9 protein-coding genes are annotated in these 14,504 nt (G+C 69.7%); all 9 read left to right on the top strand.

What is annotated here, in order from left to right; genetic code table 11:
* Window positions 1–73 precede the first annotated feature (73 nt).
* The 9 genes from AC1Q7O_RS25810 to AC1Q7O_RS25850 all read left to right on the top strand — a co-directional run bounded on the left by AC1Q7O_RS25810 (window position 74) and on the right by AC1Q7O_RS25850 (window position 14,461).
* Window positions 74–1,336, top strand: coding sequence for an acyl-CoA dehydrogenase family protein (locus AC1Q7O_RS25810; protein ID WP_492662028.1), 1,263 nt, complete (start codon window positions 74–76; stop codon window positions 1,334–1,336).
* Window positions 1,337–1,479: 143 nt separating this feature from the next.
* Window positions 1,480–3,555, top strand: coding sequence for a DUF1631 family protein (locus AC1Q7O_RS25815; protein WP_492662029.1), 2,076 nt, complete (start codon window positions 1,480–1,482; stop codon window positions 3,553–3,555).
* Window positions 3,556–3,570: 15 nt separating this feature from the next.
* Entirely contained in the window at window positions 3,571–3,804 is a 234-nt protein-coding gene (locus AC1Q7O_RS25820; protein ID WP_492662030.1) for a DUF2805 domain-containing protein, read from the top strand.
* Window positions 3,794–5,044, top strand: a complete 1,251-nt coding sequence (locus tag AC1Q7O_RS25825; RefSeq protein WP_492662031.1) for an AGE family epimerase/isomerase — start codon at window positions 3,794–3,796, stop codon at window positions 5,042–5,044. Before AC1Q7O_RS25820 ends, AC1Q7O_RS25825 begins: the two co-directional genes overlap by 11 nt.
* A gap of 282 nt (window positions 5,045–5,326) precedes the next feature.
* Window positions 5,327–8,197, top strand: a complete 2,871-nt coding sequence (locus AC1Q7O_RS25830) for a TonB-dependent receptor (protein WP_492662032.1) — start codon at window positions 5,327–5,329, stop codon at window positions 8,195–8,197.
* A 138-nt stretch (window positions 8,198–8,335) separates the two neighbouring features.
* Entirely contained in the window at window positions 8,336–9,289 is a 954-nt protein-coding gene (locus AC1Q7O_RS25835; RefSeq protein WP_492662033.1) for a glycoside hydrolase family 43 protein, read from the top strand.
* Between the two features lie 122 nt (window positions 9,290–9,411).
* On the top strand, window positions 9,412–11,166 hold the full coding sequence (locus AC1Q7O_RS25840) for an IlvD/Edd family dehydratase (RefSeq protein WP_492662034.1): 1,755 nt from the start codon (window positions 9,412–9,414) through the stop codon (window positions 11,164–11,166).
* A gap of 13 nt (window positions 11,167–11,179) precedes the next feature.
* Entirely contained in the window at window positions 11,180–12,766 is a 1,587-nt protein-coding gene (locus tag AC1Q7O_RS25845; protein ID WP_492662035.1) for an aldehyde dehydrogenase (NADP(+)), read from the top strand.
* Between the two features lie 156 nt (window positions 12,767–12,922).
* Window positions 12,923–14,461, top strand: a complete 1,539-nt coding sequence (locus tag AC1Q7O_RS25850; protein ID WP_492662036.1) for an alpha-N-arabinofuranosidase — start codon at window positions 12,923–12,925, stop codon at window positions 14,459–14,461.
* Window positions 14,462–14,504: the final 43 nt, after the last annotated feature.

Below are 14,504 nucleotides of genomic sequence, written 5' to 3' on the forward strand. Positions count from 1 at the left end.
ACCCTGCCGCCTGCGTGACAAGCGCGCCCGGGCCGCTGCGCCACACTGGCGGCCGACTTAAAGGAGCCGCGCCATGAACTTCGACTACTCCCCCAAGGTCGCGCAGATGCGCGAGCGCCTGCTGGCGTTCTTCGACGAGCACATCTATCCGAACGAGCGCCGCTACCTGGAGGAAGTCGAAGCCAACCGCCGCGCCGGCAACCCCTGGGTGCCCACCCGGGTCATCGAGGAGCTCAAGCCCAAGGCCCGCGCGGCCGGGCTGTGGAACCTGTTCCTGCCCAAGAGCACCCGGGCGCCGGAGGGGCTGTCGAACCTTGAATACGCACCGCTGTGCGAGATCATGGGTCGCGTGTTCTGGGCGCCCGAGGTCTTCAACTGCTCCGCGCCCGACACCGGCAACATGGAGACGCTGGAACGCTATGCGTCCGAGTCGCTGAAGGACCGCTGGCTGGAGCCGCTGCTCAAGGGCGAGATCCGCTCGGCCTTCCTGATGACGGAGCCGGCTGTCGCGTCCAGCGACGCCACCAACATCGAGTGCCGCATCGAGCGCGACGGTGACGACTACGTCATCAACGGCCGCAAGTGGTGGAGCTCCGGCGCCGGCGACCCGCGCTGCGCCGTCTACATCGTCATGGGCAAGACCAACCCCGAGGCCGGCCGCCACGAGCAGCAGTCCATGATCGTCGTGCCGGCCGACGCGCCGGGCATCACCGTCGTCCGCCCGCTGTCGGTGTTCGGCTATGACGACGCGCCACACGGCCACATGGAAGTGGAGCTGAAGAACGTGCGCGTGCCGGCGGCCAACATCCTGCTGGGCGAGGGCCGCGGCTTCGAGATCGCGCAAGGCCGCCTGGGCCCGGGCCGCATCCACCACTGCATGCGCTCCATCGGCGCCGCCGAGCGCGCGCTGCAACTGATGTGCGAGCGCGCCATCGCGCGCACGGCCTTCGGCAAGACGCTGGCGCAGCAGACCGTCACGCAGGAGCGCATCGCCGAGGCGCGCTGCATGATCGAGCAGGCCCGCCTGCTGACGCTGAAGGCCGCCTACATGATGGACACGGTGGGCAACAAGGTCGCCAAGGCCGAGATCGCGATGATCAAGATCGTCGCGCCCAACATGGCGCTGCAGGTCATCGACTGGGCCATCCAGCTGTTCGGCGGCGCCGGTGTGTCGCAGGACACGCCGCTGGCCACGATGTGGGCGCACCAGCGCACGCTGCGCCTGGCCGACGGCCCGGACGAGGTGCACCGCAACTCGCTGGCCAAGCTGGAACTGGCCAGCCACATGAAGCTGCCGACCGACAAGATCGCGATGCCCGTGACGCGGGGGGCGTGATCCCCTTGGCGGGACGGCCCGGCGCTCGGCCTGAAGACCGCGACGCCCGTCACGCGGCAGGTCGGATCGCCGCCGCCTGAAGCCTGGCAGCAAGGCTGCGCGGCTAGAGTCGGCGCTCCCGTTGAAGGAGCGCGACCCGGCCCATGGAAGTCCACCCGCAGTTCGACCGCCACGTCAGGGGCCTGGAAGCCCGGGCCCTGCCGTTCGCCACCGCCTGGGTGGAGGCCATGCTGCAGGCCATGCGCGACCCCGTCGAGGCCGGCCTGGGCGGCGTGGAGCGCAAGCACCTGTCGGGCCTGCTGCTGGCCACCGAGCCGCTGCGCATGCACATCGCGGAATGCCTGTCCGGCCACTTGCTGCACGGCTTCCAGGGCGCCGAGGCGCGGGCACTGGGGCGTGGCGCGCAGGCGTCGGCGCTGAGCGGCTTCGACATTGACGAGCTCACCCTCGTCGACGAGGCGCAGGCCGAGAAGGACATCGAGATCTCCCGCGTCGTGCAGCTGGCCGATCTGAAGCTGGAATGGGAGCTGCGCGAGCTGCAGGGCCTGGCCGGCCCGATGCTGCCCGAGGTGCGTGGCGGCGAGGACCCGACCGCCTGCGGGCCGGCCGTGTTCGCGCGGGCCGTCAGCCACACCGTCTACGAGCAGGTGCTGGAGCCCGAGCAGCAGGCGCTGTGGATGCGCGTGGCGGCGCAGACGCTGGTGGCGCAGCTGCGGCCGCTGCTGCTGGAGGTGACCGACGAGCTCAAGGCCGCCGGGCTGCAGTCGCCGCGCTACCGCGCCATCCGCACGCCCGATGCGGGCGCCGCTGCGCGGGCGACGGCAGCCGGTGCCGCGGCGGCGCCGGCCGGCCTGCCGGCCGAGCAGCTGCAGGCGCTGCTGCGCAGCATGCCGCTGCTGCAGCGCGGCCTGCCCGGCGCCGGCCGCACGGGCGCGCCCGCGTTGCCACGCGCCGACGGCGAGCCCGAGTTCCAGCTGCAGCCCATGGGGGGCGGCGAGGCTGCCGATGTCGGCCACGCGCTGCTGGGCCGCCTCTTCGAGCGTCTGCTGGCCGACCCGCAGGTGGCGCCGGCGCTGCGCGGCTCGCTCGCGCGGCTGGAGGCACCGGTGCGCCAGCTGGCCGCGCGCGACCCCGGCGTGCTGGGGTCGGAGCAGCACCCGGCCTGGGCGCTCATCAACAAGATCGCCGGCCACGCCGGCGCGCTGCCCGCGCACGACAGCGAGCGCGGCGAGGCCTTCCAGCGCTTCGTGGATCCGCTCGTCACCCAGCTGGCGCAGACCGCACCCGACGCGCCCGCGGCCTACACCCAGGCGCTGGCCCAGGTGCAGACCTTCATCGACGACGAGCGCCAGGAACAGGTCGAGCGCACGCGGCCGGCCATGGGCGCGCTGGGGCAGATGGAGGCCGAGCGCCGGCTGCTGCCGCTGCTGCGCGACCAGGTGGAGACGCAACTGGGCCGGGCGCAGGAGGTCAGCCCCACGGTGCAGACCTTCCTGCGCGGGCCGTGGATCGAGGTGCTGGCCCGGACCATGGCCACCGAGGGGGCGGAATCGCCCGAGGCGCAGGCGCTGGTGGGCACGGTGGACGAGCTGCTGGCCAGCCTTCAGCGGCCCGAGACGCCGGCCGAACGGGCCGACCTGCGCCGCCGGCTGCCCACGCTGATCGGCCGCGTGCAGCAGGGCATGGCGCTCATCGACCTGCCGCAGCAGCACCGCACCCGCGTGCTGGCCGAGCTGATGCAGACGCACCGCCGCCACCTGGCCGAGCGCGCCGAGGCGCCCGCCGAGCCGGCCGAAGCGCCGCGGGCGGCCGCCGCGCCTGTTGCGTCTGTCATGGCGCCGCCGCAGCCCGCCCCCGAGCCGGCCCCGGAGCCGGCGACCTGGCAGGGGCACGACACCCACATCGGCGCGCTGCCCACCGTGCCCATGCCGCTGGACGGCGCCGCCGACGGCGACCCGGCCGGCGACTGGCTGGACGCGCTGCGGCCCGGCCAGCGCTGCAAGCTCAACCTGCAGGGCGCCTGGGCCACGGCGCAGCTGGCCTGGGTCAGCGACAACGGCGCCTTCTTCATGTTCACCAGCAACCTGGCCGGCGGCATGCACTCCATGACGCGCCGCGCGCTCAGGCGCCTGCGCAGCGAGGGCCTGGCCACCGACGTCGTCGAGGCCAGCCCGGTGCAGCGCGCGCTGGGCGGGCTGCTGCAGGAGCTGGCGGGCTAGCCCGACAATGTGGCCATGGCCAAGACCGCACCCCGCCTCAGCCCCGACGAGATCAAGCGCGTCATCGCCACCGCGTGGGAGGACGTGCCGCCGTACAACCGCGTCATGCTGGAGCATGGCATCGGCCACGGCGAGCTGGTGGCGCTGCTCAAGCGCGAGCTGACGCCACCGGCCTACAAGCTGTGGGCCGCGCGCGGCAAGTCGGCCAAGGCGCCCACCAAGCGCAACACCTGGCCCCATGGCCGCTGACGCGGTCGGCCGCCGCGCCGTGCTGGCGCTGCTGGCCACGCTGGCCGCCTGCGGCGACCCCGCGTCGCGGGCGCGCAGCCGCATCGACGCCGCCTGGCACAGCACCGATCTGGAGCGCCTGCTGCAGCGCTGGTTTGTCAATGCGCCGCGCCTGGGCGGCGGCTTCCAGACGCAGTTCAACCGCGCCTGGCAGCCGCTGCCGCAGGGCGAGCTGGAGCTGACGGCGCAGGCCCGCCTCGTCTATGCGTTCGCGGTCGGCCACGAGATCACGCGGGACGCCCGCTACCTGACCGTCGCCCAGCACGGTGCCGACTTCCTCATCAAGCACTTCGTCGACCCGCTGCATGGCGGCTTCTTCCACACGGTCGCGCCCGACGGCAGCCCGCGTGCCGGCATCAAGCGCGCCTATGGCCACGCGTTCGGGCTGCTGGCGCTGGCGCAGGTGTTCCGCGTGAGCCGGGACGTGCGCCACCGCGACGCCGCGCTGAAGGCATGGGACGCCATCCGCACGGGCTTCTTCGACGCCCGCGGCGGCCTTATCAACGAGTGCGGCCGCGACTTCAAGCCCATGCCCGGCGCGCGCACGCAGAACCCGGTCATGCACATGTTCGAGGCGCTGCTGGCGCTGGGCGAGGCCACCGGTGACGCGGGCGTGCTGGCCGGCACGCGCAAGCTGGGCGACTTCGTCTGCTACCAGCTGCTGCAGGGCCTGGCCGACGGCGGCGCGCGCATCCCCGAGTGGTACGACGAGGCCTGGCAGCAGCTGCCGACCAAGGCCGCCGGCGGCTACATCGACCTGGGGCACCAGTTCGAGTGGGCCCATCTGCTGACGACGGGCGCGGCCGTGTCGCCCGTCTACGCGCAGGTGGCCGAGCGCGTGCTGGCCTATGCGCTGGCCGCCGGCTACGACGACAACGATGGCGGCTGCGGCAAACGTGCCTTCCCCGACGGCGTGCGCACCGACACGGCCAAGGGCTGGTGGCAGCAGGCCGAGTGCCTGCACGCGCTGCTGGTGACGGCCAGCGCCAGCGGCCGCAACGACTTGTGGCGCCGCTACGAGCAGACGCTGGCGCTGGTGCGCGACCAGCTCGCCGACGCCGAACAGGGCGGCTGGCGCGCCGCCGAGGCACTGCCGTGCAAGAGCGGCGGCTGCAAGGACGAGCAGCCCGACCCGTATCACATGGTGTCGCTGCACCACGTGGCGCTGCGCCTGGCCGGCGCGACTGCCCAGGCTGCCTGACGCGCCGCCCGGCGCACTGTTGCGCCCGCTCCACATCGACGCCCAGCGGTCAGCCTGGGGTGCGGCCGACCCCCGTGCGCACAGGGCCTTGTTTCCTGGGAAAACCACGGGCTAACCCGGAATGGCGATGCACGAAACAGCATCGTGTTTCCTAAAAATGTGATTAGTGCGGGATCGGTCAGGCCCATAGCATGAATTCAGACCCCAGCCCCACCGGCGCCCTCTGAGGCCCGGACGGCTGCCGAGGTTGGCCGCTCCTCCCATAACGATCCCGGAGACAAGATGAACAAACCAGCCCTGGTGCCCGCTCGCGCGGCCGCCACCACCTCCCGCTTTGCCCTGCGCCTGACGGCCGCCGCCGCGCTGGCCGCACTGTCCGCCGCCGCCGTGGCCCAGGAAGCCGCCAAGCCCGAATCGCTGGAAACGGTCACGGTGACCGGCGTGCGTGCCTCGCTGACCAAGAGCCTGGCGAACAAGCGCACCAGCGACCAGGTCGTGGAATCGGTCGTCGCCGAGGACATCGGCAAGCTGCCCGACAACAACGTCGTCGAAGCGCTGCAGCGTGTGACGGGCATCCAGGTCACCAACCGCGCCGGTGGCGAAGTGGGTGCCATCTCCATCCGTGGCCTGCCCGACATTGCCACCACCTGGAACGGCCGCAACATCTTCACCGCGTCCGGCACGCAGGTGGCGCTGCAGGACATCCCGTCGACGCTGGTGCGCCAGATCGACGTCTACAAGACGCGTGACGCCAGCCAGCTGGAGAACGGCATCGCCGGCCAGATCGACGTCAAGTCGCTGCGGCCGTTCGACTTCAAGGGCGCCAAGTTCTCGCTGCTGGCGCGCGAGACCTATCTCGACCCGGCCAAGAAGTGGAACCCGCAGCTCAGCGGCATGGCCAGCAACCGCTGGAAGACCGACGCCGGCGAGTTCGGCGCGCTGGTCAACCTGTCGATGGTCAAGACCGACTATCGCAACGAGAGCGTGACGCCGGGCGCGATGGTGCCGTTCACCAGCCCGAATGCGGCCGAGGTGCCGGCCGGCTATACGCCGCTGCAGCGCATCTTCGACAACAACGTCTGGGCGCCCGGCACCTACACCGGCCTGCCGCAGAAGGCCGGCTCGACGCTGAACTTCAACGGCACGGCGCGCCCCTTCTACCTGGCGCGCGACGCCGTGTTCCAGAGCGACGTGGCCGGCCAGCGCGAGCGCCCGGCCGCCAATGTCGCGCTGCAATGGCAGCCCAACGAGGACTCGGTGTACACGTTCGAGGCGATGTACAACGGCTACCGCGACAAGTCCTTCAACCGGCTGCTGTTCAGCTTCGTCGACTGGTGGGGCAGCCTCGGCAGCAACCCCGCGAGCACGATCACGACGTTCCCCGGCACCAACGTCATCAAGACGCGCACGGTGAACGACGTCTACGGCTTCAACAGCGGCGACTACACCACCTCCGCCACCGATTCCCGCATCGTGGCGCTGAACGGCAAGTGGAACCTCGGCGACCGCCTGCGTCTGGATGGCGATGTGTCCTACCAGACCAGCAGCTTCCACTCGGAATTCACTGCCACCCGCATCGACCGCTTCGCGCCGTCCATCACCGTCGACTTCAATTCCGGCGGCGGCAACATGGCGTTCAAGTTCAACAACAACGCCGACCTGGTGGACCCCACCAAGTGGAACGTGGCGCAGTTCTACGACAACGCCAACCGCAACCAGGGCAGCGCCGGCACGGCCAGCCTGAACGGCACGTATGACGCCGACTGGGGCATGGTGAAGACGCTGCATTTCGGCGCGCGCTTCGACAGCCGCAAAGCCTCGGAAGCCAAGCGGGAGCAGTCGGGTTTCCTGGGCAAGAAGCTGTCTGACCTCGGCCCCAACTACTACCACGTCAACTCGAACTTCGGCGCGGACATCTCCGACGTGCCGCGCACCTGGATCGAGCCGAACGCCTACTACATCCGCGACAACATCGACGCCTGGCGCCAGATGTACAAGGCGGCCGACGCGAACTTCCTGACCAGCGACAAGCTGTTCCTGCAGAAGACCTTCGACGTCAAGGAAGACACCACCAACCTGTTCCTGATGGCGGACACCGACAACCTGCTGTTCGGCCAACGCCTGCGCGGCAACTTCGGTGTGCGCTTCGTGCAGGTCAAGACCAGCATGACGGCCTACCAGGTCGATGCCACCACCAAGGTCGTGACGCCGACCAACGGCGAGAAGACGGCCCGCAAGTTCCTGCCCAGCCTGACGCTGCGCTATGAGCCCGTCAGGGATGTGCTGGTGCGCCTGAACTATGGCGAAACGCTGCGTCGCCCTGGCTTTGGCGACCTGAACCCCGTGCTGCAGCTCAGCGACGACGTGTCCAAGGTGGGCTACGGCGGCGGCAGCGGCGGCAACCCGGGCCTGGAGCCGACCCGCTCCAAGAATCTCGACCTGACGGGCGAGTGGTATTTCCAGAAGGACAGCGCGCTGTACGGCACCGTGTTCCAGCGCAAGATCGACGGCCTGGTGGTGCCGCTGCGTCGCCGCATCCATGTCGATCCGGCCAACGATCCGTTCCGCAACTCCACGTCGGGCCTCAGCCACGCCAACGGCTACGACTACGTCATCAGCTCGCCGGTCAATGCGTCCAACGGCAAGATCAGCGGCCTGGAGCTGGGCGCGATCTACTTCCCCAAGGGCCTGCCGTGGTACCTGGACGGCCTGGGCTTCCAGGGCAGCATGACGCGCCTGACCTCGTCGCAGAACGTGCCGACCGCCGACAGCGCCGGCAACATCGTCTCGCAGCTGGAGACGCCGTTCTTCGGCGTGTCCAAGCTGTCGTGGAACGCCACGCTGGCCTACGAGAAGGGCCCCGCCAGTGCGCGCCTGTCGTACGTGCGCCGCTCCGCCTTCCTGGCGGGCAACGAAGCCGCGCTGTTCGCCAACCCGATCGGCATCTGGCGCCAGCCGGAGAAGAGCGTGGACCTGCAGCTCAGCTACAAGATCAACGACAGCATGTCGGTGGACTTCAGCGGCGTGAACCTGACCAACGAGATGCAGCAGCAGTACTACCACTTCGGCGACGCGGGCAGCCCCGAGCTGACCAACTTCGGCACGGTGCAGACCGGCCGCTCGGTCTCGGTCGGCTTCCGCTGGAAGCTGTAAGGCAGGTACCCGGCAAGTCCGGCGCGGCCCGAGCACGCGACCGGACCTGCCCCCTGTTTTCGAGGCTGGACTCATCCTCGTTCGGGCGTTGCACGGGACATCCCGGGTGACGCCCTTTTTCTTTTTCGCTGTTGTCCCATGTCCGACCTGATCCAGCCGCTGATTCGCCAGCGCGCCGACCCCCACATCTCCCGCCACGCCGACGGCTTCTACTACTTCACCGCCTCGGTGCCGCAATACGACCGCATCGAGGTGCGGCGGGCGTTGACCATCGAGGGCTTGGCTGACGCGCCGGTGTTCGACGTCTGGCACAAGCCGGACACGGGGGCCTGGAGCGAGCTGGTGTGGGCGCCGGAGCTGCACTTCAACGAGGGCGCCTGGTATGTCTATTTCGCCGCGGCGCACACCCGCGCGCTGGACGACCTCGGCATGTTCCAGCACCGCATGTACGCGATCCGCAACCAGTCGGCCGACCCGTTCTCCGGCGAGTGGGAGTTCCTGGGCCAGGTGGACAGCGGCATCGACAGCTTCTGCCTCGACGCCACGACCTTCACCCACCAGGGCCAGCTCTACTACCTGTGGGCGCAGAAGGACCGGGCCATCGCCGGCAACTCCAACCTCTACCTCGCGCCGATGAAGACGCCCTGGCAACTGGCCGGTGCGCCCGTCCTGCTCAGCAAGCCCGAGTTCGACTGGGAGTGCCGCGGCTTCCTCGTCAACGAGGGGCCGTCGGTGCTGCAGCGCCACGGCAAGGTCTTCATCAGCTACTCGGCCAGCGCGACCGACGAGAACTACGCGATGGGCCTGCTGTGGGCCGACGAGAACGCCGACCTGCTGGATGCGGCCAGCTGGCACAAGTCACCCGAGCCGGTCATGAGGAGCGCTGCCGAGGACAGCGTCTTCGGCCCCGGCCACAACAGCTTCACCGTGACCGACAACCCCGACGAGGTGCTGCTGGTGTACCACGCGCGTACCTACACCGAGATCGTCGGCGACCCGCTGTGGAACCCCGACCGCCACACCTTCGTGAAGCCGCTGCGCTGGTCGGCCGACGGCATGCCGCTGTTCGGCAAGCCTTCCAGGCGCGATTGATATCGAAAACAGCATCGGTACACCGCAGGAATTGATTGGATTGCAATTCCCCCGGCCCCTAGCATCGTTTACACGCGGTCAGCCCCTGCGTGCCGGCAGAACGAAACACCCGAGACAAAGACATGACGACTGAGGACAAGAAGAGCAAGGTCAAGCTGCGTTCCGCCGAGTGGTTCGGTACGCAGGACAAGAACGGCTTCATGTACCGCTCCTGGATGAAGAACCAGGGCATCCCCGACCATGAGTTCCAGGGCAAGCCCATCATCGGCATCTGCAACACCTGGAGCGAGCTGACCCCCTGCAACGCGCACTTCCGCAAGCTCGCCGAGCATGTGAAGAAGGGCATCATCGAAGCGGGCGGCTGGCCGGTCGAGTTCCCGGTGTTCTCCAGCGGCGAGAGCAACCTGCGCCCCACCGCCATGCTGACGCGCAACCTCGCCAGCATGGACGTTGAAGAGTCGATCCGCGGCAACCCGGTCGACGCCGTCGTGCTGCTGGTGGGCTGCGACAAGACCACGCCCGCGCTGCTGATGGGCGCGGCCAGCGTCGACGTGCCGGCCATCGTCGTCACCGGCGGCCCGATGCTGAACGGCAAGCTCAACGGCAAGAACATCGGTTCGGGCACCGCCGTGTGGCAGCTGCACGAGCAGGTCAAGGCCGGCGAGATCAAGATGCACGACTTCCTGGCCGCCGAGGCCGGCCACTCGCGCTCCGCCGGCACCTGCAACACGATGGGCACGGCGTCCACGATGGCCTGCATGGCCGAGTCGCTGGGCACCTCGCTGCCGCACAACGCCGCGATTCCCGCCGTCGATGCCCGCCGCTATGTGCTGGCCCATCTGTCCGGCATGCGCATCGTCGACATGGTGTGGGAAGACCTGCGCCTGTCCAAGGTGCTGACGAAGGAAGCGTTCGAGAACGCCATCCGCGTCAATGCGGCCATCGGCGGCTCCACCAACGCCGTCATCCACCTGAAGGCCATCGCCGGCCGCATCGGCGTGGACCTGGAGCTGGAAGACTGGACCCGCATCGGCCGCGGCACGCCCACCGTCGTGGACCTGCTGCCCTCGGGCCGCTTCCTGATGGAAGAGTTCTATTACGCCGGCGGCCTGCCGGGCGTCATCCGCCGCCTGGGCGAAGCCAACCTGCTGCCCAACCCGGCCGCGCTGACCGTCAACGGCAAGAGCCTGTGGGACAACTGCAATGACGCGCCGATCTACGACGACGAAGTCATCCGCCCGCTGGACAAGCCGCTGATCGCCGACGGCGGCATCTGCATCCTGCGCGGCAACCTGGCACCGCGCGGTGCGGTGCTGAAGCCCTCGGCCGCCACGCCCGAGCTGATGAAGCACCGCGGCCGTGCCGTCGTGTTCGAGAACTTCGACGACTACAAGGCCCGCATCGGCGACCCCGACCTGGACGTCGACGCCAGCTGCATCCTCGTCATGAAGAACTGCGGCCCCAAGGGCTACCCCGGCATGGCCGAGGTCGGCAACATGGGCCTGCCGCCCAAGATCCTCGCCACCGGCGTGAAGGACATGGTGCGCATCTCCGACGCGCGCATGAGCGGCACCGCCTACGGCACCGTCGTGCTGCACGTGGCGCCTGAAGCTCGCGCCGGCGGCCCGCTGGCCGTCGTGCAGGAAGGCGACTTCATCGAGCTGGACTGCGCCGCCGGCCGCCTGCACCTGGACATCTCCGACGAGGAGCTGAAGACGCGCCTGGACGCCTGGGCCACCGCGCAGACCGTGGACCCGGCGGACGCCACCGGCTACCGCCACCTCTACGTGCAGCACGTGCTGCAGGCCGACGAGGGCTGCGACTTCGACTTCCTGCGCGGCTGCCGCGGTTCGGCCGTGCCGCGCCATTCACACTGATTCCGAGGTTCTCATGAGCAACACGATCCAAGGCCTGGCGCTGATCGGCGGCGAAGCCGTGCGCGGTCACGGCGCGGCCTTCCAGGCTTTCGACCCGAGCAAGAACGCAGCGCTGGGCCCCGACTTCCATTCGGTGGACGTGGCGCAGGTGGCGCAGGCCTGTGAGCTGGCCAACGCGGCGTTCGACGCCTTCCGCGCGACGAGCGATCACGAGCGTGCCGACTTCCTGGACCTGATCGCTGCGCAGATCCTGGCGATCGGCGACGACCTCATCGTCCGCGCGATGGCCGAGAGCGGCCTGCCGCGTGCCCGCCTGGAAGGCGAGCGCGGCCGCACGATGAACCAGCTCAAGCTGTTCGCCGAACTGCTGCGTGAAGGCTCCTGGCAGGACGCCCGCATCGACACCGCGCTGCCCACGCGCACGCCGCCGCGGCCGGACCTGCGCCTGCGCTTCATCGGCGTCGGCCCCGTGGCCGTGTTCGGCGCCAGCAACTTCCCGCTGGCCTTCTCGGTCGCCGGCGGCGACACCGCCGCGGCGCTGGCCGCCGGCTGCCCCGTCGTCGTCAAGGGCCACCCGGCCCACCCCGGCACCTCGGAGCTGGTGGGCCGCGCGATCGCCGAGGCCGTCAAGCTGTCGGGCCTGCCGGCCGGCGTGTTCGCGCTGCTGCCGGGTGCCGGCAACGACATCGGTGGTGCGCTGGTCAGCCACCCCGCCATCCAGGCGGTGGGCTTCACCGGCTCGCGCGCCGGTGGCCTGGCGCTGATGGCCATTGCCGCGGCCCGCCCGCAGCCCATCCCGGTCTACGCCGAGATGAGCAGCATCAACCCCACCATCCTGCTGCCCGGTGCGCTTAGCCAACGCGGCGCCGAGATCGCCACCGGCTTTGCCGGCTCGCTGACGATGGGTGTGGGCCAGTTCTGCACCAACCCCGGCCTCGTGCTGGGCATTGCCGGCGACGACTTCGACCGCTTTGCCGCGGCCGCCGCAGAGGCGCTGAAGCCCGTGCCCGCTGCCACCATGCTGACCCCCGGCATCGCCGGCGCCTACCAGCGTGGCGAGGCCGCACTGGCGTCGCAAGCCTCGGTGGACGCGCTGCTGCGCGGCGAATCCAGCGCCTGCCAGGGCGCCCCCAGCCTGTTCAGGACCACCGGCGCCGCCTTCCTGGCCAACCATGCGATGTCCGCCGAGATCTTCGGCCCCACGTCGCTGCTGGTGGCGTGCCAGGACCTGGCCGAGCTGCTGGCCGTCATCGAGGGCCTGGAAGGCCAGTTGACCGCCACGCTGCAGCTGCAGGACGACGACGAGAGCGACATCGCCGCCGCCCGAGCGCTGCTGCCGGCGCTGGAGCGCAAGGTCGGCCGCATCCTGGCCAACGGCTACCCCACCGGCGTGGAGGTGTCGACGGCCATGGTGCACGGCGGCCCCTTCCCGGCCACGAGCGACGGCCGCAGCAGCTCGGTCGGCACGGCGGCCATCCAGCGCTTCCTGCGCCCGGTCAGCTACCAGAACCTGCCGCGCGCGCTGCTGCCGGCCGTGCTGCGCGAGCCCAACGAACGCGGCGTCTGGCGCCGCCGGGACGGCGTCCTCACCCGGAATTGAAACCCCTCGGCCAGGGCTTCGCCCTGGCCGGTCCCCCGAGGGGACGGCGATGCTTGCCGGATTGACCGGCAAGCACATCGCCAAGGCGGGCCGGCTTGGGGCGGCCCGGCGCTCGACCCGAAGAGGTCGGATAGACAAACCAAGGAGACAAGACAGATGAAGAAGCAACTGCTGGCCCTCGTGGCCACGCTGGCCCTGGCGGCGCATGCCGCCGACGTGAAGGTCGTCGTCAGCGCCGACCAACCCGGCCCGGTCATCCACCGCAATATCTACGGCCAGTTCGCCGAGCACCTCGGCACCGGCATCTACGAAGGCATGTGGGTGGGCCCCGAGTCCAAGATACCCAACGTGCGCGGCTGGCGCAAGGACGTCGTCGCTGCACTCAAGGACCTGCACGTGCCGCTGGTGCGCTGGCCCGGCGGCTGCTTCGCCGACGAATACCACTGGCGCGACGGCATCGGCCCGCGCAACAAGCGGCCCATCAAGGTCAACACCCACTGGGGTGGCGTGCCCGAGAACAACGCCGTCGGCACGCACGAGTTCTTCGACCTGGTCGAGCAGCTCGGCGCCGAGGCTTACGTGAACGCCAACATGGGCACCGGCTCGCCGCAGGAAGCGGCCGAGTGGCTGGAGTACATGACCGGCGAGGGCAACGCCACCATCGTCGAGCAGCGCCGCAAGAACGGCCGCGACAAGCCCTTCCGCGTCCACTACTACGCGCTGGGCAACGAGACCTGGGGCTGCGGCGGCAACATGCGGCCCGAGTACTACGCCGACATGTACCGGCACTGGGCCACCTTCCTGAAGACACCCGAGCACAACCGGCCCAAGTTCATCGCCAGCGGCGGCAACGACACCGACACGACGTGGACGGACGTGCTGAGCAAGAACGTCAAGCACAACTTCGACGCCATCGCCCACCATGCCTACACCTTCCCCAGCGGCAAGTGGGAAGGCAAGGGCGCGGCAGCCGGCTTCCCCGAGAGCGAGTGGATCTCGCTGCTGGCGCAGGTCAGCAAGATCGACGACACGCTGGCCCGCAGCCGGGTCATCCTCGACAAGAACGACCCCAAGAAGAAGCTGGCGATCTACTTCGACGAGTGGGGCAGCTGGTACGACCCCGAGCCCGGCAGCAACCCCGGCTTCCTGGTCCAGCGCAACACGCTGCGTGACGCGCTGCTGGCGGCGCTGCACTTCAACATGTTCCATGGCCACGCCGACCGCGTGAAGATGACGAACGTGGCGCAGATGGTCAACGTGCTGCAGGCCATGATCCTGACCAGCAAGGACAAGCTGGTGCTGACGCCGACGTACCACGCGTTCAAGCTCTACGTGCCCTTCCAGGACGCGACCTCGCTGCCCGCCAAGGTCGAGAACAACCCGACCTACGCGGTCGACAGGTTCTCCATGCCCGCCATCAGCGTGACCGCCGGCCGCGCCAAGGACGGCAAGCTCTACGTGAGCTTCGTGAACGCCAACGCGACGCAGGCCACCGAGCTGGACCTGCAGGTGGGCGCCGCTGCGCCGAAGTCCGTCAAGGGCCAGGTCTTGACCGCGGGCGCGATGGACGCGCAGAACGAGCTGGGCAAGGCGCCGCAGGTCGTGCCGCAGGCCTTCGAGGCGCAGTCCGCCAACGGCAAGCTGACGATCAAGCTGCCGGCCAAGTCCATCGTCGTCGTCGCCGTCGAGGGCTGATCGCCAGCCCCTCGGCCAAGCGCCGCTGACTGACCGCCAACGC

It is taken from the genome of Roseateles sp. GW823-FHT07B05 (genome assembly GCF_058794515.1).

Coding starts and splice junctions, on each gene's coding strand:
- AC1Q7O_RS25810 (WP_492662028.1), top strand. CDS start 74: ATGAACTTCGACTACTCCCCCAAGGTCGCGCAGATGCGCGAGCGCCTG.
- AC1Q7O_RS25815 (WP_492662029.1), top strand. CDS start 1,480: ATGGAAGTCCACCCGCAGTTCGACCGCCACGTCAGGGGCCTGGAAGCC.
- AC1Q7O_RS25820 (WP_492662030.1), top strand. CDS start 3,571: ATGGCCAAGACCGCACCCCGCCTCAGCCCCGACGAGATCAAGCGCGTC.
- AC1Q7O_RS25825 (WP_492662031.1), top strand. CDS start 3,794: ATGGCCGCTGACGCGGTCGGCCGCCGCGCCGTGCTGGCGCTGCTGGCC.
- AC1Q7O_RS25830 (WP_492662032.1), top strand. CDS start 5,327: ATGAACAAACCAGCCCTGGTGCCCGCTCGCGCGGCCGCCACCACCTCC.
- AC1Q7O_RS25835 (WP_492662033.1), top strand. CDS start 8,336: ATGTCCGACCTGATCCAGCCGCTGATTCGCCAGCGCGCCGACCCCCAC.
- AC1Q7O_RS25840 (WP_492662034.1), top strand. CDS start 9,412: ATGACGACTGAGGACAAGAAGAGCAAGGTCAAGCTGCGTTCCGCCGAG.
- AC1Q7O_RS25845 (WP_492662035.1), top strand. CDS start 11,180: ATGAGCAACACGATCCAAGGCCTGGCGCTGATCGGCGGCGAAGCCGTG.
- AC1Q7O_RS25850 (WP_492662036.1), top strand. CDS start 12,923: ATGAAGAAGCAACTGCTGGCCCTCGTGGCCACGCTGGCCCTGGCGGCG.